This is a genomic window from Bradyrhizobium sp. BRP23 (assembly GCF_020194135.1).
GTDB lineage: Bacteria > Pseudomonadota > Alphaproteobacteria > Rhizobiales > Xanthobacteraceae > Bradyrhizobium > Bradyrhizobium yuanmingense.
Genome location: NZ_JADYVW010000001.1, coordinates 821451 through 847129, shown reverse-complemented (window position 1 = coordinate 847129; position 25679 = coordinate 821451). Strand labels below are relative to the sequence as shown.

General features: G+C 64.6%; 27 protein-coding genes. 15 read left to right on the top strand and 12 right to left on the bottom strand.

Annotation, left to right across the window (positions count from 1 at the left end; all coding sequences use genetic code 11):
* Window positions 1-80: 80 nt before the first annotated feature.
* Complete coding sequence (locus tag I6F24_RS03890; RefSeq protein WP_036031019.1) at window positions 81-899, top strand: aldo/keto reductase; 819 nt, start codon at window positions 81-83, stop codon at window positions 897-899.
* Window positions 900-1165: 266 nt separating this feature from the next.
* Here the strand turns inward: I6F24_RS03890 and I6F24_RS03885 are convergent, their stop codons facing one another.
* Together I6F24_RS03885 and I6F24_RS03880 are read right to left on the bottom strand one after the other, a co-directional pair.
* Window positions 1166-1405: a hypothetical protein gene (locus I6F24_RS03885; RefSeq protein ID WP_036004024.1), complete on the bottom strand. Its 240-nt coding sequence runs from the start codon at window positions 1403-1405 to the stop codon at window positions 1166-1168.
* A gap of 102 nt (window positions 1406-1507) precedes the next feature.
* A complete protein-coding gene (locus I6F24_RS03880; RefSeq protein WP_225112628.1) occupies window positions 1508-1960 on the bottom strand; it encodes a hypothetical protein in 453 nt (150 codons plus the stop codon).
* Window positions 1961-2119: 159 nt separating this feature from the next.
* Between I6F24_RS03880 and I6F24_RS03875 the strand changes: the two genes are divergently transcribed.
* Window positions 2120-2392 (top strand): helix-turn-helix domain-containing protein, encoded by a 273-nt coding sequence (locus I6F24_RS03875; protein WP_036031024.1) that lies wholly within the window; start codon window positions 2120-2122, stop codon window positions 2390-2392.
* A gap of 20 nt (window positions 2393-2412) precedes the next feature.
* Here I6F24_RS03875 and I6F24_RS03870 read toward each other — a convergent pair whose 3' ends face one another.
* Both I6F24_RS03870 and I6F24_RS03865 read right to left on the bottom strand, forming a co-directional pair.
* On the bottom strand, window positions 2413-3645 hold the full coding sequence (locus tag I6F24_RS03870; RefSeq protein WP_225150055.1) for a PLP-dependent aminotransferase family protein: 1233 nt from the start codon (window positions 3643-3645) through the stop codon (window positions 2413-2415).
* 51 nt (window positions 3646-3696) lie between these two features.
* Window positions 3697-4224 carry a DUF3124 domain-containing protein gene (locus I6F24_RS03865; RefSeq protein WP_225150053.1) on the bottom strand — a complete coding sequence of 176 codons (528 nt, stop codon included), beginning with the start codon at window positions 4222-4224 and terminating at the stop codon, window positions 3697-3699.
* 67 nt (window positions 4225-4291) lie between these two features.
* Here I6F24_RS03865 and I6F24_RS03860 point away from each other — a divergent pair, with 67 nt between their 5' ends.
* From I6F24_RS03860 to I6F24_RS03845, 4 genes are all read left to right on the top strand, one after another.
* A complete protein-coding gene (locus tag I6F24_RS03860) occupies window positions 4292-6022 on the top strand; it encodes a cation:proton antiporter (protein WP_225150051.1) in 1731 nt (576 codons plus the stop codon).
* Between the two features lie 189 nt (window positions 6023-6211).
* Entirely contained in the window at window positions 6212-7288 is a 1077-nt protein-coding gene (ribB, locus tag I6F24_RS03855; protein WP_036004011.1) for a 3,4-dihydroxy-2-butanone-4-phosphate synthase, read from the top strand.
* 135 nt (window positions 7289-7423) lie between these two features.
* Complete coding sequence (locus I6F24_RS03850) at window positions 7424-8638, top strand: acyl-CoA dehydrogenase (protein ID WP_036004014.1); 1215 nt, start codon at window positions 7424-7426, stop codon at window positions 8636-8638.
* Between the two features lie 163 nt (window positions 8639-8801).
* Window positions 8802-9719 carry an MBL fold metallo-hydrolase gene (locus tag I6F24_RS03845; protein ID WP_036038078.1) on the top strand — a complete coding sequence of 306 codons (918 nt, stop codon included), beginning with the start codon at window positions 8802-8804 and terminating at the stop codon, window positions 9717-9719.
* 70 nt (window positions 9720-9789) lie between these two features.
* On the opposite strand, the gene I6F24_RS03840 is transcribed toward I6F24_RS03845, so the two are convergent.
* Complete coding sequence (locus I6F24_RS03840; protein ID WP_036004020.1) at window positions 9790-10644, bottom strand: DUF1499 domain-containing protein; 855 nt, start codon at window positions 10642-10644, stop codon at window positions 9790-9792.
* Between the two features lie 253 nt (window positions 10645-10897).
* Complete coding sequence (locus I6F24_RS03835) at window positions 10898-12526, bottom strand: fatty-acid--CoA ligase (protein ID WP_036004029.1); 1629 nt, start codon at window positions 12524-12526, stop codon at window positions 10898-10900.
* Between the two features lie 65 nt (window positions 12527-12591).
* Between I6F24_RS03835 and I6F24_RS03830 the strand changes: the two genes are divergently transcribed.
* Window positions 12592-13674 carry an extensin family protein gene (locus I6F24_RS03830; RefSeq protein WP_225150049.1) on the top strand — a complete coding sequence of 361 codons (1083 nt, stop codon included), beginning with the start codon at window positions 12592-12594 and terminating at the stop codon, window positions 13672-13674.
* 36 nt (window positions 13675-13710) lie between these two features.
* On the opposite strand, the gene I6F24_RS03825 is transcribed toward I6F24_RS03830, so the two are convergent.
* Entirely contained in the window at window positions 13711-14391 is a 681-nt protein-coding gene (locus I6F24_RS03825) for a L,D-transpeptidase (protein ID WP_036031037.1), read from the bottom strand.
* A 338-nt stretch (window positions 14392-14729) separates the two neighbouring features.
* Here I6F24_RS03825 and I6F24_RS03820 point away from each other — a divergent pair, with 338 nt between their 5' ends.
* The gene (locus I6F24_RS03820; protein WP_036004038.1) at window positions 14730-15707 is read left to right on the top strand and encodes a magnesium transporter CorA family protein; all 978 of its coding nucleotides are present in this window, start codon (window positions 14730-14732) and stop codon (window positions 15705-15707) included.
* Window positions 15708-15911: 204 nt separating this feature from the next.
* A complete protein-coding gene (locus tag I6F24_RS03815) occupies window positions 15912-16130 on the top strand; it encodes a hypothetical protein (RefSeq protein ID WP_035696491.1) in 219 nt (72 codons plus the stop codon).
* Window positions 16131-16343: 213 nt separating this feature from the next.
* On the opposite strand, the gene I6F24_RS03810 is transcribed toward I6F24_RS03815, so the two are convergent.
* The gene (locus tag I6F24_RS03810) at window positions 16344-17096 is read right to left on the bottom strand and encodes an SDR family oxidoreductase (protein ID WP_225150047.1); all 753 of its coding nucleotides are present in this window, start codon (window positions 17094-17096) and stop codon (window positions 16344-16346) included.
* A gap of 26 nt (window positions 17097-17122) precedes the next feature.
* The gene (gene pdxH, locus I6F24_RS03805; protein WP_036004041.1) at window positions 17123-17764 is read right to left on the bottom strand and encodes a pyridoxamine 5'-phosphate oxidase; all 642 of its coding nucleotides are present in this window, start codon (window positions 17762-17764) and stop codon (window positions 17123-17125) included.
* 113 nt (window positions 17765-17877) lie between these two features.
* Here pdxH and I6F24_RS03800 point away from each other — a divergent pair, with 113 nt between their 5' ends.
* Both I6F24_RS03800 and I6F24_RS03795 read left to right on the top strand, forming a co-directional pair.
* On the top strand, window positions 17878-18285 hold the full coding sequence (locus I6F24_RS03800; RefSeq protein ID WP_036004044.1) for an RT0821/Lpp0805 family surface protein: 408 nt from the start codon (window positions 17878-17880) through the stop codon (window positions 18283-18285).
* A gap of 166 nt (window positions 18286-18451) precedes the next feature.
* Window positions 18452-19414, top strand: a complete 963-nt coding sequence (locus tag I6F24_RS03795; protein ID WP_225112631.1) for a J domain-containing protein — start codon at window positions 18452-18454, stop codon at window positions 19412-19414.
* A gap of 400 nt (window positions 19415-19814) precedes the next feature.
* Here the strand turns inward: I6F24_RS03795 and I6F24_RS03790 are convergent, their stop codons facing one another.
* Entirely contained in the window at window positions 19815-20585 is a 771-nt protein-coding gene (locus tag I6F24_RS03790; protein ID WP_036004055.1) for an anti-sigma factor, read from the bottom strand.
* A gap of 106 nt (window positions 20586-20691) precedes the next feature.
* Window positions 20692-21180 (bottom strand): RNA polymerase sigma factor, encoded by a 489-nt coding sequence (locus tag I6F24_RS03785; RefSeq protein WP_036004059.1) that lies wholly within the window; start codon window positions 21178-21180, stop codon window positions 20692-20694.
* Window positions 21181-21350: 170 nt separating this feature from the next.
* Here I6F24_RS03785 and fabI point away from each other — a divergent pair, with 170 nt between their 5' ends.
* The 4 genes from fabI to I6F24_RS03765 all read left to right on the top strand — a co-directional run bounded on the left by fabI (window position 21351) and on the right by I6F24_RS03765 (window position 25306).
* Window positions 21351-22166, top strand: coding sequence for an enoyl-ACP reductase FabI (fabI, locus tag I6F24_RS03780; protein ID WP_018648668.1), 816 nt, complete (start codon window positions 21351-21353; stop codon window positions 22164-22166).
* 12 nt (window positions 22167-22178) lie between these two features.
* The gene (locus I6F24_RS03775) at window positions 22179-22778 is read left to right on the top strand and encodes a histidine phosphatase family protein (protein WP_036004064.1); all 600 of its coding nucleotides are present in this window, start codon (window positions 22179-22181) and stop codon (window positions 22776-22778) included.
* Between the two features lie 186 nt (window positions 22779-22964).
* Window positions 22965-24053 (top strand): chorismate synthase, encoded by a 1089-nt coding sequence (aroC, locus tag I6F24_RS03770; protein WP_036026145.1) that lies wholly within the window; start codon window positions 22965-22967, stop codon window positions 24051-24053.
* 62 nt (window positions 24054-24115) lie between these two features.
* Window positions 24116-25306 (top strand): adenylate/guanylate cyclase domain-containing protein, encoded by a 1191-nt coding sequence (locus tag I6F24_RS03765; RefSeq protein ID WP_225150045.1) that lies wholly within the window; start codon window positions 24116-24118, stop codon window positions 25304-25306.
* Window positions 25307-25348: 42 nt separating this feature from the next.
* Here the strand turns inward: I6F24_RS03765 and clpS are convergent, their stop codons facing one another.
* Window positions 25349-25654, bottom strand: a complete 306-nt coding sequence (gene clpS, locus I6F24_RS03760) for an ATP-dependent Clp protease adapter ClpS (RefSeq protein WP_036004073.1) — start codon at window positions 25652-25654, stop codon at window positions 25349-25351.
* Between the last annotated feature and the right edge of the window lie 25 nt (window positions 25655-25679).

Sequence of the window (25679 nt, the reverse complement as noted above, 5' to 3'; positions counted from 1 at the left end):
TTCTTTTCCATCACCGAAAAGTCTGCTCACGCGGCATCGCCGCGCGATCCGGTGGGCTGAATTGCTCAGGAGCCTGTTGCATGGATCATCTGAAAACACAGGGCATCAGCATGCCCAAGCTCGGCCTCGGCACCTTCCGCATGCAGGGCGATGCCTGCCGTGCCGCGGTCGAGAGCGCGCTTTCGATCGGCTATCGCCACATCGATACCGCCGAGATGTACGCCAACGAGGAGGCGATCGGCGCGGCCATCGCCGCGTCCGGCGTGTCGCGTGGCGAGTTGCACGTCACCACGAAAGTCTGGCACGAGAACCTCAGCTCCGATGCGATCCGCCGCGCTTTCGAAGCCAGCCTCAAGAAGCTCCGGCTCGACCATGTCGACCTCTATCTCGTGCATTGGCCGTCGAAGGCCGCGAACTGGGGGGCGGTGTTCGAAACGCTGATGACGCTCAAGGAGGAGGGGCGCACGCGCGCCATCGGCGTTGCCAATTTCACCACCGCGCTGCTCAAGGTCGCGGTCGAGGAGATCAAGGCGCCAATCGCCTGCAACCAGGTCGAATATCACGCCATGCTCGATCAATCGAAGGTGCTTGCCTATCTCCAGCCGAGGTCGATCCCGCTGGTTGCCTATTGTCCGCTGGCGCAAGGGCGTTTCGCGAGCGATCCGGTGCTGGCCGACATCGGCGCCCGGCACAATGCCACCGCCGCGCAGGTCGCGTTGAAATGGCTGCTCGACCAGGACGGCGTCGCCGCGATCCCCAAGGCCTCGCGGCGCGAGAGCCAGCAGGCCAATCTCGACGCGCTGAAGATCACGCTCGACGATGCCGATCGCGAGAAGATCGCCGCGCTGGCGAAGGACAGACGCTGCGTCAATCCAGGCTTCGCGCCAGCATGGGATTAGGCGCTCTGTACCCTCTCCCCCTGTGGGAGAGGGTGGCTCGCCGCAAAGCGGCGAGACGGGTGAGGGGTCTCTCTCCGCGCATGAGTCTTTCACTTTCGCACTTGCTGACGCAACCCCGCATCCGGCGCAATAGCCGATGCGCATTATCGGCGTTCTCAAGAACGGCGGCCGAAGGCCGCCTATGCCACCTTCTCCCACAAGGGGAGAAGGAAAAGAACACAATAGAAATAGCCCCGTGAGGGGCCATTTCCTTGTCGCGTTGCGCCTTAGTCCCAGTGGTGATGGCGATGGCTGCGCTTGATCACGACGACCTTGTCGCCGCGATGGTGGCGATGCCAGCCATGATGACGATGTCCGCGGAATTCGGCGCGGGCGCCGTACGGGCCGTGGTGATGATGATGATAGCCGCCGCTGCGCTTGATCACCACCGTCTCCGCACTTGCGAGCGTCGGCGCCGCGATCACGAGCGCACCGAGAGCCGCAACCACATAACCAAGCTTCTTCATGATGTCCTCCTCCAAACGAATGCACATCTAAACCGCAGATGTGCGCGAACGTTCCGGAGGAGCGGGGAGAGAATTCTGAACGGATGTTCAGACGAAGGCGTGCTAATCGCAGCGCTGCTGCGCGGGCGTCGGCGCACCGCTGGCGACGTATTTGCCGTTGCTGATCGTGTACTCGCCGCGCTCGCTGCGATTGTAGATCGCGCGCAGGCTGCCGTCCTTCTGCAACAGCAACCCGAACTCGCGGGCCTGATGCAGCGAGGGGAAGTACACCATGACATTGAGCAGGCCCTCGGCATTGACCGTGGCGGACACCACCTCGTTCTCGTCCCTGGCCTCGCCGAAATCGCGCCGGTACATCACCCGCCCGTCTTTCCGGATTTCGTAAGTCAAGCGCGCGCCCTGGTCGCGGTCGGGCCTACCCGAGCAATCGACCGCCCAGGAGCCGAGCAGGCCCCATTGCTCTACGGTCACGGCCAGCGTCTCGGCACCAGCCGTGGGGGTGAACGCGACCCACAGCACCGCAGCCGCGATCCAGCGGCCCGAACAACGCATCATGTCCTGAAAAACCCCGCCTCGAACAATTCCAAAGTTTAGCATCCCGCGCGCGGCCCTGCCACGGCGGTTGCCGATCGCCCGCGAATTTGATCCGCGTCAATGAGGCGGGGCGGTTCGAAGATAAGATGGCGTTTCCCGAAGGCGAACGTGGATAGAGCAATGCTGAATCAAGTCATGGATTTTGCGGGCGAAGTACTGCCGGGGAGCTGTGCCGTACCGCCTTATTCCGAGGCCGCGTTTCTGAGCGAGCTGGGCGATCGGTTGCGGTCCTCACGCATGCGCTGCGATCTGTCGCGCCGGGAGCTCGCCCGGCGCTCGGGGATTTCCGAGCGCTACATCGCCCAGATCGAGGCCGGCAAAGGCAACGTCTCCATCGTCCTGTTGCTGCGGCTGGCTTCCGCGATTCACGGCAGTCAGCCACAGGCGGCGTGAGGAGACGTCCGGACTGGGCCTCAGGCTCGCTTCTCCACATTGGCGCTGCGGGCGGGCACGCCAAACTCCTTGCGGCAGACTTCGGCTAGCACGGCGACGCCATCGCGGATCTGCTGGTGCGTGGGGCTGGCAAAGCACAGCCGCAGCCGCGAAGCGGAATGGCCCTTGCTGGTCGACCATTCCGGCCCCGGATTGATCGAGACGCCGGCGGCGAGCGCGGCCTGATACAGCTTCAGCGTATCGACCTGGTCGGGCAGCTTCACCCAAAGGAAGATGCCGCCCTTGGGCTCCTCGAACTCAGCGGCGGTCCCGAACTGCTCGTTGAGCGCTTCCATGAGCGTGTCGAGCTTGGTGCGCAGCGCCTTGGTCAGGGCCGGCACGTGAGTTGAAAAATGCGGCTTGCAATAGGTGGCGAGCACCATCTGCTCCAGCGCACCGGAGCCAGCATCCGTCTTCAGCGCCAGCATCCGCGACATCACCTCCCAGGGCGCCACGACGAAGCCGACGCGCAGCGCCGGCGCGATCGACTTTGAGAACGAGCCGATATGAATCACGCCGCCGCTCTCGCTCATCGCGTAGATCGCGGGCGGCCGCTGCCCCGACCAGATGAGGTCGGCATAGCAATCGTCCTCGAAGATGGGCACGCCATATTCGGCCGCGAGCCGCACCAGCTCGGTGCGGCGGCTCTCGGGCATGATGCTGCCGGTCGGGTTCTGCACCGTCGGAATGGTGTAGATGTATTTCGGCCGGATGCCGCGGCGCTTCAGGTCGGCCAGCGCGGAGGCCAGCAGATCCATGCGCATGCCGTCCTGGTCGAGGGGAATGCCGACGACGTTGACGCCGAGCCGCGCCAGCCGTGTCAGGGAGCCCTGATAGCTCTCCTGCTCGAAAATCACGGTGTCGCCGCGCGTCAATAGGGTGGCGTTGACGAGGTCGAGCGCCTGCAGCGAGCCGGAGACGATCAGGAGGTCGTCGACCGTGCAGCTGATGCCGGCGTCGCGCTTGAGTTTCGTCACCAGGAATTCGCGCAACGGCAGGTAGCCCTGCGGACCATGCGCCAGACCGTAGGTGGCGAGCGAGCGGCCCTCGCGCCGCAGCACCGTGTCGGCCGCTTCGATCAGCTCGTCGAGCGGCACCTGTTCGGAATCGTTGTTGCCGCCCACGAAGCTGTATTTGGCAAGGCCCGTCCAGCGCGCAGACGGGGCCGGCAGCCCTGCTGGAAACAGGGGCGCGAAATCGAAGCTGGACGTCATGGGAGCGTTCCTCGTTTTGTTCTTGTTGAGCTCGGCTTTGCACCGGCCGCCTTACTTCTTGCCGGCCGTCCTGGTCGGACGGCCCTGACTGATGAAAGCGTAATGCGTGTTGGCGATGCCGCCAACTATTAAGGCTTCGACCACGGGTTCTGCGATCTCGCCCGTGGCGGCCCAGTCGACCAGAAAATTGGCGCCGGTCCCGCCGCGCACGTCGTCGGTCGGAATGAAGATCGAGACGGTGGCGAGCGGCCTCAACGCCACCGGCGTCTTCAGATAGCTCTCGACCTGCTTGCCTGCGGTGTCGAAATAGGCGATGCGTTTGATGACCAGCGGCTGGGTCTCGGAGGCGTTGTGTACGCTCAGCGTCACCGAGAAGTCGACACGCAGCTTGCCCTGGCTCATCGCGACGCTGGAATAGGCGGGCACGTAGAAACCGCCGGATACGGCGAGGTCCTCCTTCAGCGGCGTGGTGAGCGAATCGGCAAAGTTTTGTTCGATACTGACCTTGGATTGCGCGGCGGCGGGCACGGCAAAGGCGAGGGGAGCGAGCAGCATGGCTGCGAAGAGCCCATTCCGCATGTGACGAATTGCTCGCTTGTCGCACCGCAACCCACCTCTAGGGTGCGGCAAAACGGACCAATTTGGCATGCATGAGCTCATTCGCGATATCACACTCTCTATTCTGTTCGCCTGGATGCTGGGGCTTCTCGCCCATTTCTCCCGGCAACCGCTGATCCTGGCCTATCTTATCGCCGGCTTCTGCATAGGTCCATTCGGCGCCGGCTGGGTCCATTCGCAGGAATCGATCAGCGTCATCTCCGAGCTTGGCCTGATCTTCATGCTGTTCATGATCGGGCTCGAGATCGACCTGAAGAAGATCGTTCGGGCCGGGCGGGTGATCCTGTTCGCGGCGGGCAGCCAGCTGCTGGGCGGCTGTCTGCTCGGGCTTCTGTTCTTCGTCGGCATCGGCCTGTCGCTCGGCGGTGGGCATTTCGATGCGGTCTATCTCTGCGTCGCCTGCGCGCTGTCGAGCACGGTCATCATCGTCAAGGTGCTCTACGAGAAGCGCGAGCTCGATACGCTGCCGGGCCGCATCACGCTCGGCGTGCTGGTGCTCCAGGACATCTTTGCCATCCTGTTCCTGGCGGTGCAGCCGAGTCTCGCCAATCTGCAGGTCAGCGTCATCCTGCTCTCGATCGGCCGCGTCGCGGTGCTGGTCACGGCCGCGCTTCTGGTCAGCCGCTACGTGCTGCCGCGCGTGTTCCACCATATCGCCCGGCGGCCCGAGCTGATCCTGCTCGGTGCGCTCGCCTGGTGCTTTCTCGTCGCCGAGACCGCCTATCAACTGTCGCTGTCGCGCGAGATGGGTGCGCTGATCGCCGGCGTCTCGCTCTCGACCTTCCCCTATGCGCTCGATGTCACCGCCAAGGTCACCACGCTGCGCGACTTCTTCATCACGCTGTTCTTCGTCGCGCTCGGCATGACCATTCCCGTGCCCGGCCTCTCGGTGATCAGCCTCGCCTTGATGATCGCCGCGTTCACGGTGGTGAGCCGCCTCGTCACCACCTTCACCCCGCTCTATCTGATGAAGCAGGGCCTGCGCGCCAGCCTGTTGCCGGCGCTCAACCTCGCGCAAATCTCCGAGTTCTCGCTGGTCGTGATCCAGACCGGCGTCGCGGACCGCCACATCGCAGCCGAGACGGCGAATGCGGCTTCGTTCGCCTTCGTGGTGCTGGCGGTGCTCTCGACCTTCGTGATGACCCGCAGCGACGAGATCACCCGTTGGGCGATCGGCCCCTTGAAGCGGATCGGCCTGCGCGATCTCGACCATGGCAACGGCCATGCCGAGGAGGGCCACGGGGGCGGCCATGGCGAGGCCCGCCGCATCGTCATCCTCGGCTTTTTCCGTGCGGCGAGTGCGCTGCTGGCCGAGATCGAACGGCAGGCACCGGTGCTGCTGGAGCAGATCACCGTGGTCGATTTCAACCCCAATGTGTACCAGACCCTGCTTTCACGTGGTCTGCACGTGATCTATGGCGACATCAGCAGCGCCGACACGCTGCTCCATGCCGGCGTCGGCAAGTCCGAGATGATCATCCTCAGCGTGCCGGATTCGCTGCTGAAGGGCGCCACCAACGAGAAGCTGGTCCGTCACGTCCGCGCGCTCAATCCGACCGCCCTGATCGTCGCCACGGCCGACCTGTTGGCCGACGTCGGCGCGCTCTACGAGGCCGGCGCCAGCTATGTCACCGTGACCCGGCTCAGCGATGCACATGAGCTGTTTACCGTGATCGAAGCCGCCCAGGCCGGCCTGCTCGCGGACAAGCGCGCCGAGCTCGATCAGCGCCTCGGCGAGCGCCGCGAGGTGCTGCCCTGACGGCGTCGGGCCGCCTTCCTTGCCCGCCTTCCTTGCGGGCAATCTGCGCCTATATCGCTGGTATGCCCGGTGCAAGCCTGAAACCCATCGGCAGGCCCGCCCTCGGACATATGTGGTTGCGCTGGGGAGACTAGCGCCCCGACCCAAGTCCGGCTAAGCCTCCCGGCCATAACCGATAGAGATTGGGAAATGCCCGATAGCGTTCAGGAAGTCTTGCAGGCCTTTGCTCGGGGTGAGCTCGTGGTCGTCACCGACGACGAGGACCGCGAGGGCGAGGGCGATCTGATCGTCGCCGCCTCGCTGTGCACCGCCGAGAAGATGGCCTTCATCATCCGCCATACCTCCGGCATCGTCTGTGCGCCCGTGACGACCGAGGACGCGCGCCGGCTGCGGCTCGATCCGATGGTCGCCCACAACGATTCCGCGCACACCACCGCGTTCACGGTCTCGATCGACTACAAGCCCGACGGCGGCACCGGCATCTCCGCCGAGGAGCGCGCCTCGTGCTGCCGCGCGCTCGCCAATCCCAATGTCGGCGCCAACGACTTCGCCCGGCCCGGCCACATCTTCCCGCTGATCGCTAAGGACGGCGGCGTGCTGCTTCGCTCCGGCCACACCGAGGCCGCGGTCGACCTCTGCAAGCTTTCCGGCCTCCCGCCGGTCGGCGTCATCAGCGAACTCATGAACGACGACGGCAGCGTGATGAAGGGCGAGCAGGTCGCGCAATTCGCGGTCAGGCACAAGCTCAAGCACGTCACCATCGCGGACATGATCGCCTATCGCCAGGCGCGCGAGAAGCTGATCGAGCGGGTCTCGACCTTCGTCACCGACAGCCCGATCGGTCCCTTGCAGGGCTATGCCTACCGCTCGCCGTTCGATTCCATCGCCCACGTCGCCTTCGTCTATAACGGGGTCGGCGACGGCAAGAACGTGCTGACGCGCTTTCACAAGCCGAACATCGTCAAGGACACCTTCACCGGCCACAAGCGCATGGCCGCCGTGCTCGAGCATTTCAAGAAGACCGGCCGCGGCGTGCTGGTCTACCTGCGCGACGGCGCGGCCGGCGTGCCCGTTTCGCCGCTGCCGGACGAGACGTCGACGGAGGCCGACCGCAACCGCCAGTGGCGCGAGGTCGGCGTCGGCGCGCAGATCCTGCGCGACCTCGGCGTGACTTCGATCCGGCATCTCACCTCGTCGGTGCACGACTACAAGGGCCTATCGGGCTTCGGCATCGAGATCGTCGCCAACGAGCAGCTCGAAAGCTGACACGCATTGTCTTCTCCCGGTCGCGCTGAAAGCGCCACCCCGGAACGACCAAGCCAGGATGCAATTGAACTTGTTGCCGCGGCGCTTTACTTTGTCGGGCAATTATCGACGGAACCAGACGCGAAAGGACGTTTCATGAGCGTGCGCCCTCAGGCCAAGGACAAGCCGGCTGCGGCTTCTTTCCAGTGGGACGATCCGTTCCTGCTCGACGAGCAGCTCACCGAAGACGAGCGCATGGTTCGCGACACCGCCCGCGCCTATGCGCAGGACAAGCTGCTGCCGCGCGTCTCCAAGGCCTATCTCGAGGAGAAGACCGACCGCGAGATCTTCAACGAGATGGGCGAGCTCGGCCTGATCGGCATCACGCTGCCGGAAGAATATGGCTGCGCCAATGCGAGCTACGTCGCCTATGGCCTCGTCGCGCGCGAGATCGAGCGGGTCGATTCCGGCTATCGCTCGATGAACTCGGTGCAGTCCTCGCTGGTGATGTACCCGATCTACGCCTATGGCGACGAGAACCAGCGCAAGAAGTACCTGCCCAAGCTCGCCAGCGGCGAGTGGGTCGGCTGCTTCGGCCTGACCGAGCCCGATGCCGGCTCCGATCCGGCCGGCATGAAGACCCGCGCCGAGAAGGTGTCGGACGGCTATCGCCTTACCGGCAGCAAGATGTGGATCTCGAACGCGCCGATCGCCGACGTCTTCGTGGTCTGGGCCAAGTCGGCCGCGCACGACAACCAGATCCGCGGCTTCGTGCTGGAGAAGGGCATGAAGGGCCTGTCCGCGCCGAAGATCGGCGGCAAGCTCTCGCTGCGCGCCTCCATAACCGGTGAGGTCGTGATGGACGGCGTCGTGGTCCCGGAGGACGCCCTGCTGCCCAACGTCTCCGGCCTCAAGGGCCCGTTCGGCTGCCTCAACCGCGCCCGCTACGGCATCTCCTGGGGTGCGCTTGGCGCCGCCGAGGACTGCATGCACCGCGCCCGTCAATACACGCTCGATCGCAAGCAGTTCGGCAAGCCGCTCGCCGCGACCCAGCTGGTGCAGAAGAAGCTCGCCGACATGGAGACCGAGATCGCCCTCGGCCTGCAGGGCTCGCTTCGCGTCGGCCGCCTGATGGACGAGGGCAAGTTCGCGCCCGAGATGATCTCGATCATGAAGCGCAACAATTGCGGCAAGGCCCTCGACATCGCCCGCACCGCCCGCGACATGCACGGCGGCAACGGCATCTCGATCGAGTATCACGTGATGCGCCACGTCCATAACCTCGAGACGGTCAACACCTACGAGGGCACCCACGACGTCCACGCCCTGATCCTGGGCCGCGCGATCACGGGCATTCAGGCGTTTTTCTAGTCACTGTGTTTTTCCGCCGCGGCTAGCTTGCTCAACTGTCATCGCCCGCGCAGGCGGGCGATCCAGTATCCCAGAGACTTCGCTTTTGTCACTGGCGCTGCGGCGTACTGGATACCCCGCCTTCGCGGGGTATGACGGCAGAGAGTGTGGCACAGGAAGTCCCATGTCCGACAACGACGACGTCCCGTTCAACCGCAACTTTCCGCTGAAGCCCGGCATCGTCGAGGAGGTCCGCCCCGGCGTGCGGCGCGTGCTCTGCAACAATCCGAGCCCGTTCACCTTCACGGGCACGGTCAGCTACATCGTCGGCAAGGGCAATGTCGCGATCATCGATCCCGGTCCAGACGATGCGGCGCATGCGGCGGCGCTGCTCGATGCCGTGCGCGGCGAGACCGTGACGCACATCTTCGTCACCCACACCCATCGCGACCATTCGCCGAACACCGCGCGGATCAAGCAGGCGACGGCGGCGCCGGTCTATGCCGAAGGCCCGCATCGCGCCTCGCGGCCGCGATTCGAGAGCGAGAAGCACAATCCGGAATCCGGCGCCGACCGCGATTTTGCCCCGGACGTCAATCTCGCGCACGGCGACGTCGTGGAAGGTGACGGCTGGCGGCTCGAAGCCGTCGCGACGCCCGGCCACACGGCCAACCATCTGGCATTCGCCTGGCCGGAGCGGAAGTTCAACTTCGTCGGCGATCACGTGATGGGCTGGTCGACCTCGATCGTGGCGCCGCCCGATGGCTCTATGATCGACTACATGGACTCGCTCGACCGGCTCGCCGCCCGCGAGGAGGATCTCTATTTCTCGGGCCATGGCCCCGAGATTCCCGAGGGCCAGCGCTTCGTGCGCTTCCTGATCCGCCACCGCAAGGCACGCGAGGCCTCGATCCTGCACCGCCTGGCCAAGGGCGAGACCGACATCCCGACCATGGTCCGCGCGATCTATATCGGTATCGATCCGCGCCTGACGACAGCTGCCGGCTATTCCGTGCTGGCGCATTTGGAAGATCTGGTCGCCCGCGGCGTGGTGGCGACGGATGGCGATCCCGTGATCGGCGGGACCTATCGGATGGCCTAGGGGCGAATAGCGAATGGGGAATAGCGAATGGGCGGCTCCATTCGCTATTCGCTACTCCCCATTCGCCAAGTCACTTCTTCACCGTCTTCGCCGGCGCCTTGGGCGGCGTCACCGGCGTCTTCTTCACCGGCTTGAGTGCATCGGCGTCGGCGGCGGTGTTGAGGTCGTCGATGAACGTCTTGACGCGTGCGGCGTTGCTGCCGAGGTCGCTGTCGAAATTGCGCGACGCAGAGCGGATATCGACGCGGGAATCATCGCCATCCGGCACGACCCTGATCGAAACGTCCTCGCGGAAACCCATGATCGGCGTGCGCGCCACCGCCTCGATGCGGCCGATGCGGCGCGGCGGCTGCGGTGCGCGCTCGTCGATCACGATCCATTTGCGCTTGTGGACGAGCTGAAGCGCGATCGCATAGGCGCGGTCGGCCGAGATCTCGAGCTCGACGGGCTCGATCTCGGGATAGAAATGGCGCTGCTGCTCCGCCGAATAGAGGCCGGCATAGACCGCGGTGTTGGTGCCCTCGCCGGTGCGCAGGCGCGCCAGCGCATCGAAGCGCGGCGGATCAATCGGATTGGTGGTGATGTCGTAGATCGACGGCAGCTTGCGATATTGAAAGGCCAGATAGGCGGGATAGGCGAGGATCGCCCCGTCGATCAGGAAGGCGAGCAGGATGCGCGCCATGCCGCGCGAGCCGTTCTGCCAGATTGCGGCAAAGCCGGCGAGCCCGAACAGGATCGAGAGGCCGGCGATCGCGAGCCCGCCGATGAACGTCGCCAGCGCCGGCTTGGGCTCCAGGAAATCGAAACGGACGACGATGATCGACACCACCACCGCCAGAACCGCGAACACGGCCAGATTGCGCGCCCAGCTCGCGAGGCTGGACACGGGCTCCGACTGGTAGGGAGCGGAAAACCTGCGGGCCATCGGGTGAGCTCTGCCGGGGTTGGCGATGCCGGCCGATTTGGCGCGACGATGCGCCGTTGAGACCACGGCGCGGGAGCAAATTCAAGGGTTCCGGCTACGCCCAAGCCGTCATGCCCGGGCTTGTCCCGGCCATCCACGTTCACTGCACCGTGGGGCAAGGCGTGGATGGCCGGGACAAGCCCGGCCATGACGTCGTGGAGGCTTCAACAAGTCGGACGCTGACGCCCCTCCAAGGAGGGGCGCACCCAGCCCGTCACGCCGCCGCGTTCGGGAACCGGTAATCCTTAAACTGGTCGCGCAGCGCCGTCTTCAGGATCTTGCCGGTGGCGGTGTGCGGAATGCCGTCGACGAAAGCGACGTCGTCGGGCATCCACCATTTGGCGATCTTGCCCTCCATGAACTTCAGGATGTCCTCGCGCGTGGCCTGCTGGCCCTGCTTGAGCTGCACGATCAGCAGCGGCCGCTCGTCCCATTTCGGGTGGAACACGCCGATCACGGCGGCTTCCGCCACGGCGGGGTGGCCCACCGCGAGGTTTTCGAGGTCGATCGAGGAGATCCACTCGCCGCCGGACTTGATCACATCCTTGGAGCGGTCGGTGATCCGCATATAGCCGTCCTCGTCGATGGTCGAGACGTCGCCGGTGTCGAAGAAGCCGTCCTCGTCGAGGATGTTGCTATCGACGCGGTAATAGGCCTTGGCGACGGCGGGCCCGGAGACCTTGAGGCGGCCAAAGGTCTTGCCGTCCCAGGGCAGCTCCTTGCCGGCATCGTCGGTGATCTTCATCTGCACGGCGAACGGCGCATAACCCTGCATCTGCAGCACGTCGAGCCTGGCATCGCCGGTCGCATTCTGGAACGGCGGCTTCAGCGCCGCGACGGTTCCGATCGGGCTCATCTCGGTCATGCCCCAGGCGTGGCGGACGTTCGAACCCATGTCGAGGAAGGCCTTGATCATCGAGCGCGGCATCGCCGAGCCGCCGCAGATCACCATCTTCAGATCCGGCAGTTTGAGATTGTTGGCCGTCATGTGCTGGAGCAGCATCAGCCACACCGTCGGCACGCCGGCGGTGTGCGTCACCTTCTCGGTCGAGAGCAGCTCGTAGACCGAGGCGCCGTCGAGCTTGGCGCCCGGCATCACCAGCTTGGTGCCCTGCGAGGGCGCGGAGAAGGCGATGCCCCAGCTGTTGGCATGGAACAGCGGAACGACCGGCAGCATTGTCTCGGACGCACTGGTGCCGAGCGCGTCGACGTTATTGGCCATCAGCGCGTGCAGCACGTTGGAGCGATGCGAATACAGCACACCTTTGGGATCGCCGGTCGTGCCGGAGGTGTAGCACATCGCCGCCGCCGTGTTCTCGTCAAAGTCCTTCCATTTGAATTTGCCGTCGGCCTGCGCAATCCAGTCCTCGTAGGCGACCGCGTTCTTCAGCGTGGTCTCCGGCATGTGAGCCTTGTCGGTGAGCACGATGTAGCGCTCCACGCTGGGCAGCTTGTCCGCGATCTTCTCCAGGATCGGAATGAAGGTGAGATCGGTCATCACGACGCGATCCTGCGCATGATTGATGATCCAGGCGATCTGTTCGGGGAAAAGGCGCGGATTGACGGTATGGCAGATGGCGCCGATCCCCATGATGCCGTACCAGACCTCCAGATGGCGCCAGGTGTTCCAGGCGATCGTTGCGACGCGATCGCCGAGCTTGATGCCGTCGCGCTCCAGCATCTGCGAGACCTTGAGCGCGCGCTTGTGGATCTCGGCGTAGTTGGTGCGATGGATCGGTCCCTCGACCGAGCGTGTGACCACCTCCTGCTTGCCATGAATCCTGGCGGCGTGTTCGATGATCCGGTGGCAGAGCAGGGGCCAATCTTGCATCAAACCAAGCATTCCGACGTTCCTCCGAGAAGTCGCTGGGCGCGTTATCGCTCTCAGCGTTGGGCCAAAGAATTGCCATGAGTTTTAGCCTGCCGGACTTTCGTCGCAAATGGTCTTGTCGCGGCTATATGTCCGCCGGGGCGGCAATGGTTACCGCTGCGGCTGGGCTATTGCTGATCGCCGAAAGGGCAGAGGCGCGGAAGTATCATGCGCCGCTCGATATCTTCAACCTTGGAGCACCGAAGCCCCGCCCAACCGTTCGCGCCGCCAGGATTCCGCTGCCGAAACCGCGTCCCGAGGAGGCCCCCAAAGCGTCGGATGAGGGGGCGGCGCAGGCAGACGGCTCGCCGTCCCCCGACAAGCCAGGCGCGGACAAGCCCGCCGAGTCCGCGCCGCCGCCCGAGAAGCAGGCCTCGGCCTGCCGGCTGGCGCTGACCGAGGAGATCGCGATCGCGCCGTCCATTCCGGATATCCGCGGTCCCGGTGCCTGCGGCGGCGAGGATCTGGTGCGACTGGAGGCCATCGTGCTGCCGGACAAGCGCAAGGTGACGGTCAAGCCGGCGGCCATCCTCCGCTGCACCATGGCGTCCGCGCTCGCCGATTGGGTGCGCAAGGACATGGCGCCGCTGGCGACCAGCCTCGGCTCCGCCGTCAGCGAGCTCGACAATTTCGACAGCTTCGAGTGCCGCGGCCGCAACCGCGTGGCCGGCGCGATGCTGTCCGAGCACGGCAAGGCCAATGCCATCGACATCCGCGCCGTCAAGCTCGCCAATGGGCAGTCGATCGGCCTGACCGACCGCACCACCTCGCGCGAGGTGCGCGAGCGCGTGCTGCACTCGGTCTGCACTCGCTTTTCCACCGTGCTAGGCCCGGGTTCGGACTGGTACCACGAGGACCACATCCATCTCGATCTCGCGCAGCGACGCAACGACTACCGGATTTGCCAATGGAACGTTTGGGATCCGCTGCCTCAGGTCGCACCGCTGCTGCCGGCGGAGCGTCCCGAGGAGGCACCGCCGCGCGAGGTCGCGGCCAAGCCCGAGGCAAAGGAGGGCGCCGACGGCGGTGAGGCGGAAAAGCCTGCTGCACCTGCGGACAAGCCGGCGGCGGATGGCAACAAAGCCCGATCGCACCAGCCGGCAACAAAAAAGCGCCGGTGAAACCGGCGCCTTTGAAAGGCCTCGGGCAAGGCCTGCTTAGTAGGGTGAACTGGAACCGCCCTGGAGCGCGAGGCGCGGCTTGTAGGGCGAATCGCCGTGCTTGGGCTCGAGCACCACGACGAGGGTGCCGAGCTTGACGCGATCATAGAGATCGATCGCGTCCTCGTTGGTCAGGCGGATGCAGCCTGACGAGATCGAGGCGCCGATATATTCCGGCTGGTTGGTGCCGTGGATGCGGAACAGCGTGTCCTTGCCCCCAGAATGGAGGTACAGCGCGCGGGAGCCCATCGGATTGTCCGGTCCGGGTGCGACATAGGTCGGCACGCCGAGGCGCGAGATTTCGCCGGGGGTGGGGTGCCAGGCCGGCCACTCGGTCTTGCTGGCCACCTTGGCGATGCCCGACCAGGCCATGGCCTCTTCGCCGACAGTGATGCCGTAGCGGATCGCTTTGCCGCCCTCCAGCACGTAATAGAGGTAATGGTTGTCGGAATCGACCACGATCGAGCCCGGCGCTTCCTTGCGGTGGAATTCGACAATGGCGCGGCGGAACGGTTCTGCGACCGCGGTATTCTCGTATTTCACCTTGGCAAGGAGTTCTTTGTCCTTGGGCTTGAACGCCTTGGTGTCCGTCGCCTCGTAACGCGTCGTGGCCTGCATGCAGCCCGACAGCATCAGGCCAGCGGCCAAAATCCCAAACATAATTTTCAGCGACGACATGGTTTGGTTCCAATCAAAACAATACCGTGCGGAAGGGACCTGAGCGTAGCGCCCAAGTTCCTCGACTCCGTTAAGCCCATTATGGTTGAAATCTGCCACAATTCCAGCGCTGAAGCCGTTTTCCAGGGCTGTAAGACCCCAGCTGTGGCTTTTCTGCCGCAAATTTGGAGGTGTCGTGCGGGTTTTTTTGGTAAGACGCGCCAGACTGTTCCTCCGGCGCCACAGTTGAGCCTAGGGCCGCCGCAGATGCAAACGCTCCGTTAATGTTGTTGTCATCGTGAACCTGTCAGAATCGCGCTAAGGGCTGTCGTTCTGTCGTAGGATCTCTGGAGCTTTTGATGTTTTCGGTGTTCGTTCTCTCCGAGACCTCCCTCAAGAAGGCGGTTGTCGAGGATCTCACAGCGCTGCCGGAGAACGCAGTCTGGATCGACCTCGTCAACCCCTCGGCTGCCGAGGACAAGGCGGTCGAGCGGCTGGCGGGCATCGCCATCCCGACCCGGGAAGACATGCAGGAGATCGAGATCTCCAGTCGCCTCTATATGGAGAACGGCGCGCGCTACATGACCGCGACGCTGATGTGCCACTCCGATACCGACATGCCCCGGACCACCGCGGTGACCTTCATCCTTGGCGACCACCGCCTGGTGACGGTCCGCTACGACCTGCCCAAGCCCTTTGCGCTGGTCGAGGCCAAGCTCGCCCGCTCCTGCACGCCCTCGATCACCGGCGAGATGGTGCTGATGGAGCTCCTGGACGCCGTGATCGACCGCTGCGCCGACATTCTGGAGCGCTGCGGCGCCGAGATCGACCAGGTCTCCCACGAGATCTTCGAGCCGGAGAGCGAGCGCCACGGCCACGCCAAGCGATATTCCCAGATCCTGATCTCGATCGGCCGCAAGGGCGACTTGACCTCGAAGGTTCGCGAGAGCCTGGTGTCGATCGGCCGCGTCGTGACCTTCCTGTCCGCCGTGGTCGAGGGCGTGAAGTGGTCGAAGGACATGCGCGAGCAGCTCAAGACCATGCAGCGCGACGTCGCCTCGCTGACCGATCACGCCTCCTATCTCTCCAGCAAGATCACCTTCGTGCTCGACGCCATGCTCGGCGTCGTCAATCTCGAGCAGAACAACATCATCAAGCTGTTTTCGGTCATGGCCGTTGTCCTGATGCCGCCGACCCTGATCGCCTCGATCTACGGCATGAACTTCAAGGTGATGCCGGAACTCGAATGGGTGCACGGCTATCCGATGGCGCTGGTGATGATGCTGATCGCCGCCATCGTCCCCTACTGGATCTTCAAGTGGAAGAAGTGGCTGTAGGATCGTGCGCGAGCAAAGATACCTACCGAGACCTTACGCCGCTCGCATAGACACGATGAATCGTGTCGCAGAATCGATCGGGATTGCGGCGACGCGGTGACGCGTGTGTCATGCCGCAATTCCTCCGGTAAAATTTGAGCGGTGGGCTGAACGTTTGCGCGAAACTTGTCTGCGATAAGCAGGGCGTAGCCGCGAGGAACAGCCATGGTTGAGAAACACATAACGTCGCCCCGCAACGTCATCGATCTGGCGAACTACCGTCAGGTTCTGGCGAGCGGCAAGGCGCCGTCGATGTCGGCACGCATGTGCCGGCACTGTGGTGCTCCGCTGCTCGATGGTGAGAACGACGACGACTGCTCGACTGCATTCAGCACGGCCGCTCCGCGGCCGCGCGAGCGGTCACGTCGGATTCGACTCGATTGAGGAACGGAAGGTAAGGGCGATCCAGGTCTTGCGGCGGCGTTGTCTGGATCGCCTTGCTTCCCTGAGCGGCCATTTCCACTTCCGTCATTGCGAGGAGCCACCCGGTCCCGCCTCCGGCGGGCCGGATGACAGGCTCCGCGACGAAGCAATCCAGACTGTCTTTGCGGAGACAGTCTGGATTGCTTCGCTTTCGCTCGCAATGACAGTGCCCGCCTACACGTGCTGGCCGCCGTTGATGTGGATCTCGGCGCCGTTGACATAGGAGCTGGTGTCCGTGCACAGCACGTAGATGATCTTTGCCACTTCGTCGGGCGTGCCGAGGCGGTGCATCGGGATCTGCTGCTCGACGATCTTCTCGGTGCCCGGCGACAGGATCGAGGTGTCGATCTCGCCCGGGGCGATCGCGTTGACGCGGACGCCGATGCGGCCGAAGTCGGAGGCCATCTCGCGTGTCAGCGCTGCGAGCGCGGCCTTCGAGGTGGCGTAGGCCGCGCCTGCGAAGGGGTGCACGCGCGAGCCCGCGATCGAGGTGACGTTCACGACCGACCCCTTGGCGGCCTTCAATTCCTCGATCAGCCCCCGCGCCATCATGATCGGCGCGAAAAAGTTGACATGGAAGACGTGGGTCCAGGTATCGAGGTCGGTGTCGACCGAGCCCAACCGCGAGCCGCCGGCGCCCTTCGGCGAGATCGCGGCGTTGTTGACCAGCGCATGCAGCGTGCCGCCCTCGAGCCGGTTGCGGATCTCCGAGATCGCGCGCGCGGTGTCCTTGGGATCGCCGAGGTCGACCTGGATGTGGTCCTCCGGCCCTGCGTCCCAGGGGCAGTCCTCCGGGAAAGGATGCCGCGAGCAGGTGATGACGCGCCAGCCCGCCGAGGAGAAACGGATCACGGTGGCGTGGCCGATGCCGCGGCTGGCTCCGGTCAGGAGCAGCGTACGGCGCGGCGCATTGGACAAATGCGGCATGGACATCTTTCAGGTCGGCCCAAAGCTTACGGATACATTCGCGTCTTGGACCACGGTTGGCCGGCCGCGTCACGGCGAAATTCAATGCGGTCGTGCAGGCGGAACGGGCGGTCGTGCCAGAACTCGATCCGCACCGGCGTGATGCGCCAGCCGCTCCAGCCCGGCGGCCGCGGCACTTCGCCGATGACGTATTTGGCCGCGACCTTGGCGATGGCCTGCTCGAACGCGAACCGGCTCTCCAGCTCTTGCGATTGCTTGCTCGCCCAGGCGCCGATCTGGGCCTGCTTCGGTCGCGTCGCGAAATAGGCGTCGGCCTCCGCGTCGGTCACCGGCGTCACGTTGCCGCGGATGCGCACCTGACGGCGCAACGACTTCCAGTGAAAAAGTAACGCTGCCTTAGGATTTGCGGCGAGTTCGCGGCCCTTCTGGCTGGCGATGTGGCTGTAGAAGACGAAACCCTCGGTATCGAAGCCCTTCATCAGCACCATGCGCACATCAGGCAGCCCGTCGGGATCGACCGTTGCGAGCGCCATGGCGTTCGGATCGTTCGGCTCGCTCTTGACCGCTTCGTTGAGCCAGGCCTCGAACAACGCAAATGGCTCGTCGGCAGCGGTGAAATCACCGGATGTTAAGGGTGTCTGGTGTTTCATCGAGGTCGTGTCGGTCATGTCCGGAGTCCGAGTTGCGTCCCGCGGCCCAAAACGCGTTGTTGTCCGCTACCGCCCTATATAGGGCATGGGGACGCGTTGGCCTATCGGCGATCCGGCCGTCCGGCTTCGTCATGACGATGATTCTGATCGGGCTTGGTGCCGGCGGCTGCAGCTTTTCCCGCAACGACGGCAGCGCCTATGCCAAGGCCGAGGACAGCGACCTCACCGGCTCGATCGCGCGGCCGGCGAAGGACGCTCCCCCGACCGAGACCGATCTCGCCTTCACCCGCAACGCCGCCTCTGACGTCCTCAGCAAGGGCGACAAGGATTCCAGCCAGCATTGGGAGAATCCGGAGACAGGGGCGCGCGGCTCGGTGACGCCCATCGCCCAGTCCTATGCCGCCGAGGACGGGCGCAAATGCCGCGACTTCCTGGCGAGCTACGTCAACGGCAATACCGAAAGCTGGCTCCAGGGCGCCGGCTGCCAAAGCGGTCGTGGCCGTTGGGAGATTCATACGCTAAAGCCGTGGCGGAGCTGAGCATGATCCGGAAACGTGGGAACCGGTTTTCCGATCAGACCATGCTCCAAAGATAGAGCTTCAGCTCGCGTTCCTAGTTGCAAAAATGCCACTCTCTTCCCACATCACCCGCAGGTGGGGCGGGGAGCCCTTTGAACAATTCGATTTCTTGAAGGAGACGTGACGAATGCGCGACCCCTATGAGGTCTTGGGGGTGCCGCGGAGCGCCAGCGCTGCCGCGATCAAAAGCGCCTATCGCAAGCTGGCCAAGAAGCACCATCCTGACAGCAACAAGGGTGATCCGAAGGCTGCCGAACGCTTCGCCGAGATCAACTCGGCCAACGAGATCCTCGGCGACGAGGACAAGCGCAAGCAGTTTGACCGGGGCGAGATCGACGCCGAGGGCAAGCCGCGCTTCCAGGGTTTTCCGGGCGGCGGCGGTCCTCGCGGCCGCGCGGGCCCAGGCGGGTTCGAAAGCTATACGTTCCGAAGCGGCGGTGCGGGCGGCCCGGGCGGCGGTGCGTTCGAGGACATCCTCAACAGCATGTTCGGCGGCGGGATGCGCGGCGCACGGCCCGGAGCCGGCGGCGGCGCCCAGTTCGAGTTCGACACTGGCGGCATCGGGCTCGATCTCGACGTCAACGTCGCCATGAGCGTCTCGCTGGAAGAGGCGGTCAAGGGCGGCGAGAAGCGTGTGCGGTTGCCGACTGGCAAGGAGCTCAACGTCAAGATTCCGGCCGGGGTCACCGAGGGCCAGCAGATCAGGTTGCGGGGGCAGGGAGAAAGTGCGCAGGGCCATCCGCCCGGCGATCTCCTGATCACCATCAACATTGCACCGCACCCGTTCTTCAAGGTCGAGGGCGCAGACCTCAGGATCGACCTGCCGGTCACGCTCTACGAGGCGGTGCTCGGCGGCAGGGTCCGCGTGCCGACCCTCGGCAATGCCGTGGAGCTCTCGGTCCCCAAGAACACGTCCAGCGGCCGGACCTTCCGCCTCAAGGGCAAGGGCCTGCCGAAAGCCGGCGGAACCGGGGATCTCTTCGTCATCATCAGGATTATGCTACCGGACGGGAACGACGCCGAGCTTGAAGCATTGATGGAGAAGTGGCGGGACCAACACCCCTACAATCCACGTAGCGGTGTCGGCTAAAGCATGTCCGGAAAAGTGTGGAGCGGTTTTCCGGAAAGATCATGCGCAAACAAAGAGCTAAAGCGCGAGCCATCGCGCTTTAGGGCGAGAGCGAACTGAAGGGGTTCTCCTAAAGGACCACGGCATCGTCCTGGAGATGATGCCCATCATACGCCTGAGGCGTGGTAGCGCTTCATGGTCTCGACGTGTCGGCTGTCCGGCGGGGCAGCCGATAAAAAGGTGCGGCCTCGAGAGGGGGACCAGCGCGGTACCAAAAACCCCAATCGAGGCCGCCCGCGTCGATCGGCGGATCGAACGCCACTCATAATCGCGTGAGCACCCGGTGCGATAATGAGACGTGTCGATGTCCTGATTCCAAATTTTCGATGACGGAATCTGGGCACTGGCCTTGCGCGGTTGTCTAGGTGCCGTTTTTCTCTGCTTGGTCGTAGACGGCCTGCGCCACCTTGGTCAGCCGTTCGCGATCGCTGCTGCCGCTGACGACGTAGCCGACGCCGCGCTCGGACCAGAATAACGCGCCGTCCTTGTCCGTCTTGGCGTAGCGCATTTGCGTTGCACCATTCTCGGTCTTGGCGCTGTAGATCGTGTACCGCTCGCCCGAGGCGCCCTCGTACATCAGGAACGACGCCGGACCGTTCGGTCCCGGTAGCAGCCGGCCGCCGACCAGCTTCAGCCCGCTGGCCTCCAGGTTCGGCGCGAACACGGTCCAGCCGCAGCGCCGGGTCAGCCAGGCCTGCAAGTGATCGCGCTCGTTGCCGCCGACCTCAACGGGGTGACGGACCTCGACGACATAGAGGCGGTGGGCGTCGAGTGCGTCCGCCGTAAAGCTCCGGAAGGTCGAGGGCGCGTTGGCGGCGCCATGCGCCACCCAGCCGGCGGTGCCGCCGGCGACGAAGGCGACCAGCACGGCCGCGGCGGCGCCATAAAACCATTGCCGCGGGCGGCGCTCCAGCCTCTCGAGCTCGAGCCGTGCGGGCACCCGTTCATGGGCAATCGAATCGTAACGCGCGTGCAGCATCTCGGCCATGGTCCGCCAGGACTGCACCCGCTCGGCGTCCTCGGGGTGGGCGGCAAGAAAGGCCTCGACGTCGGCGCGTCGCTCGGCCGGCAACTCGCCGTCGACATAGGCGTGCAGTTCGTCCTCGGTTACTGGAATCTTGCGGTCGTTCATATCGGTCGTCTCTGGCTCTGCGGCCCAAAATGCCTTCTGCGAGTTAGCTTCGCGCAGCTCACTATCCGGCTGCGGGCGGAGATCGTTCGATGCATCGACCCGGCCATCATTTCACCCGCCTGAGCGCCGTACGCTCGCCCTCCAGCGAGGCTTTGACGTGGGCTCTTGCGCGCGCCAGGCGCGACATCACGGTGCCGATCGGCACGCCCTGGATGTCGGCAACCTCGCGGTAGCTCATGCCTTCCAGCATCACCAGCAGCAGCACCGAACGCTGCTCCTCGACGAGAGTAGCCAGTGCCTTCTCGATGTCGCGTCCTTCGGCCTCGGTCCCGCTGGCATCGGGGTTGTTATCCGTCAGCGGCATGAATTGCGGCCGCCTTGCCAGCGAGCGCCGCCGGTTCTTGTTGAGGTTGGTCAGGATCGTATAGAGCCAGCTCCTGACGTCGCCTCCGAGAAACAGCCGCTCCGAACGCAGCGCGCGTACCAACGTATCCTGGACCAGATCGTCGGCCGCATCCGCATCGCGTGTGAGCGCGCGGGCGTAGCGGCGCAACGCCGGGATCATGGCTTCCACACTCTGGCGAAACGCACTCATTGCGGTCCTGACATCCCTGGCGTTCGGCGCGCCTATAGCGATCATAACACCCAAGCGGAACGGCTATTCCGGCACTCGAAACAGCGTTAATGCTGCGGATTAGGGCTGTACCGCAGGGGAGGGCTGGTGTACCTCCAGACCTCAACGAGAGTTCGACGGGACGTGCAAAAATGGCGCAGAATTCGGGTCTGATGCAAGGAAAGCGCGGGGTCATCCTCGGCGTCGCCAACAACCGCTCGATCGCCTGGGGAATCGCCAAGGCATGCCACGCCGCGGGCGCCGAGCTCGCCTTCACCTATCAGGGCGATGCGCTGAAGAAGCGCGTCGAGCCGCTCGCCGCCGAGATCGGCGGCCTCGTGCTTGGCCATTGCGACGTCACCGATGCCGCAACCATCGATGCCGTCTTCGCGGTGCTGAAGGAGAAATGGGGCAAGATCGACTTCCTGGTGCATGCGATCGCCTATGGCGAGCAACTCGACGGCCGCTACGTCGACACCACGCAGGAGAATTTTTCGAAGTCGATGCTGATCTCCTGCTATTCGTTCACGGCGGTGGCGCAGCGCGCCGAGAAGCTGATGACGGATGGCGGCTCGCTGATCACGCTCTCCTATTACGGCGCCGAGAAGTGGATGCCGCATTACAACGTCATGGGCGTGGCCAAGGCGGCGCTGGAAGCCAGCGTGCGCTATCTCGCTGCCGATCTCGGCGAGAAGAACATTCGCGTCAACGCGATCTCGGCAGGTCCCATCAAGACGCTGGCGGCGTCCGGCATCGGCGACTTCCGCTATATCCTGAAGTGGAACGAGACCAACGCGCCGATGCGGCGCAACGTGTCCACCGAAGACGTCGGCGGCAGCGCGCTGTATTTCCTTTCCGACCTATCGCGCGGCGTCACCGGCGAGGTGCACCACGTCGATTCCGGCTATCACGTGCTCGGCATGAAGCGGCCGGATGCGCCTGATATCTCGCTTGGCGGGAAGGACTAGCCTCTAACTGAAATGCCCAAGCCTACGATCTACTATCTTCGCCACGGCGAGACCGAGTGGAATGCGCTCGGCAGGCTTCAGGGCACCAGGGACATTCCGCTGAACGCGCGCGGCTGCAGCCAGGCCGTGCAGGCCGGCGGCATTCTCGCCGAACTGTTCAAGCGCGACGGGCGCGACAAGGCCGCGCTGGCTTACGTGTCGAGCCCGCTCGGCCGTGCGCGCCAGACCATGGAGCTCGCGCGCGGCAAGCTCGAATTGCCGCCTGCCGATTACGCGCTCGACGATCGTCTGCGCGAGATCGGCTACGGCACCTGGGAGGGGCTGACGCTGGCCGAGAGTGAGGCGAGGGATCCGGACATCTATGCAAGGCGCCTCGCCGACAAATGGACCGTGGGGCCTGCGGGCGGGGAGACCTACGCCGACGTGCAGGTCCGCGTGCGCACCTGGTACGACCAGCTCCTGTCCGACACCGTCGCAGTGGCCCATGGCGGGACCTGCCGAGCTCTGATGGTGGCCTTGGGCCTCGAGACGCCCGCGAGCGCCGCCGAGCTTTATATCGAGCAGGGCGCCGTCTATGTGTTCCGTGACGGGCGGTTGGAGAAGTTTAGTTAGCCCGGAGCGCTGCCTCGCCCCCGCCGTCATGCCCGGGCTTGTCCCGGGCATCCACGGACTTTCGTGCTCGCAGCCACCAAGAACGTGGATGGCCGGGACAAGCCCGGCCATGAAGGCTTCGCCGATATTTGACCCCTATTTCAGGGCGAGTTAAGTCAGCATTGACTTACGAACCCGCGAGCAGCGATGTCCTTCAACACTTTCGGCCACATGTTCCGCGTCACAACCTTCGGCGAGAGCCATGGGGTGGCGATCGGCTGCGTGGTTGACGGCTGCCCGCCGATGATCCCGCTCACCGAGGCCGACATCCAGCGGGATCTCGACCGGCGCCGTCCCGGCCAGTCGCGCTTCACCACCCAGCGCCAGGAGCCGGACCAGGTGAAGATCCTGTCCGGCGTGATGGCCCATCCCGAGACCGGCGCTCAGGTGACGACGGGCACGCCAATCGGCCTTCTGATCGAGAACACCGACCAGCGCTCGAAGGATTATTCCGAGATCAAGGACAAGTTTCGTCCCGGTCATGCCGACTTCACCTATGAGGCGAAGTACGGCCTGCGCGATTATCGCGGCGGCGGGCGCTCCTCGGCGCGCGAGACCGCGATGCGCGTTGCCGCAGGCGCCATCGCGCGGAAAGTGCTGCCGGATGTGAAGGTGCGAGGCGCCCTGGTGCAGATCGGCCCGCACAAGATCGACCGCGACAAGTGGGACTGGGACGAGGTCGCCAAGAATCCCTTCTTCTGTCCCGACAAGGACAAGGCCGCGTTCTTCGAGACCTATCTCGATGGCATCCGCAAAAGCGGCTCCTCGATCGGCGCCGTGATCGAGGTCGTCGCCGAGGGCGTGCCGGCAGGTCTCGGCGCGCCGATCTACGCCAAGCTCGATTCCGATCTGGCGGGCGCGATGATGACCATCAACGCGGTGAAGGGCGTCGAGATCGGCGCCGGTTTTGGTGCGGCAGAACTGACGGGCGAACAGAACGCCGACGAGATGCGCTCCGGCAATGACGGCACGCGCTTCCTCTCCAACCACGCCGGCGGCGTGCTGGGCGGTATCTCCACCGGGCAGCCCGTGGTGGTACGTTTCGCGGTGAAGCCGACCTCGTCGATCCTGCAGCCGCGTCTCACCGTCGATCGGCAAGGCACCGAGACCGAGATCTTCACCAAGGGCCGCCACGATCCCTGCGTCGGCATCCGCGCCGTCCCCGTCGGCGAGGCCATGATGGCCTGCGTGCTGGCCGATCACTTCCTGCGCGATCGCGGACAGGTCGGGCGTTGAACTCGCGGTACTAGTCCACCGCGCAGCTTGACGGCCCTGCAACTTCGTCCGCAAATGCGGCCATGAACAGCTCCGAGCTTCAGCGCATCTCCAACTGGCTGATCGACGGCACTTGGGCGGCTCAGGAGTCGGCCGTAGGGATTGCCGATTTCTGTGAACGTCTGGTCGCGGCCGGCCTGCCGCTGTGGCGGTTCGGCATCTTCATCCGCACGCTGCATCCCGAAGTCTTCGGCCGCAACTTCATCTGGCGGCAGGGCGAGGGAGTTGAAATCGGCAGCGTCGATTTTGAGATCCTGGACACGCCCCAATTCGCCCACAGCCCGCTTCGCGTGGTTTTCGAGCAGAGCATCGAGGTCAGGGGCCGCGCAGGCGACCCCGACAGCAAGCGATTTCCGTTCCTCGAGGACATGCACGCCGAAGGCGCGACCGATTATATCGCGGTGCCGGTGCCTTTTCTCGACGGCTCCATTCACGCGACGAGCTGGATCACGCGGCAGCCCGGCGGCTTCAGCGACGACGACATCGCAGCCATCCGAGCTCTCATAGCGCCTCTCGCACGCATCAGCGAGATCATCACTATGCGCCGCACCGCCGAGATGCTGCTCGACACCTATGTCGGTAATCGCGCCGGCGCGCGCATCCTCGGCGGCCAGATCCGCCGCGGTCACAACGACACCATGCAGGCGGCGATCTGGCTGTCGGACCTGCGCGGCTTCACCGCGCTGTCGGACCGGCTGCCGCCCGAGACGGTTGTCCAGATCCTCAATCATTATTTCGACTGCCAGGTCACGGCGATCCGAGACCATGGCGGCGAGGTGCTGAAGTTCATGGGCGACGGCCTGCTCGCCGTGTTCCCGATCGACGAATATGTCGGCGATGCCGCTCATGTCTGCGCGCGGGTGCTGGAGGCCGCGCGCGAGTCGCGCGCCAGCGTCGAGGCGCTCGCCTTTCCGGTGGGCGAGGCCGTCGAGCGCTTCCGCTTCGGCGTCGCGCTGCATGTCGGCAACATCCTTTACGGCAACATCGGCGGCGGCAACCGCCTCGACTTCACCTGCATCGGCCCGGCGGTCAATCTCGCGGCAAGGCTGGAGAAGATCACGGGGCGCCTGGGGCGGACCGTCGTCGCCTCGGAAGGTTTTGCCAATGTCTGCCGCCATGATTGGCACCAGCTCGGCGAGTTTCCGATCGCAGGATTTTCCAAGGCGCAGCGCGTCTACGGGCTGGCGGAGGAGACGCCGGTGGTGATGGCGTGATGTGCACTGAGCTGAAGGACATTCATCGTCGCAGGATGAAGCCTATTCCTCCGGCTCCGTCGTGAACAATAGCGGATAGCCCTTGGCGCGGCCGGCATCGGTGGCGCGCGTTGCCTTGGTTTCGGCGACGTCCTTGGTGAATACGGCCACCACGCAGGCGCCCAGCTTGTGCGCGGTGATCATCACCTTGTAGGCCTGATCCTCGGTCATGCGGAATTCGGCCTTCAGCACCATGGTGACGAATTCACGCGGCGTGTAGTCGTCGTTGATCAGGATGACCTTGTGGAGCTTCGGCCGCTCGACCTTGGTCCTGGTCCTGGTTTTCGGTTTGGTGACGGTGTCGTTCATCGTGTCCCGAAACGCCCAGGCTCGA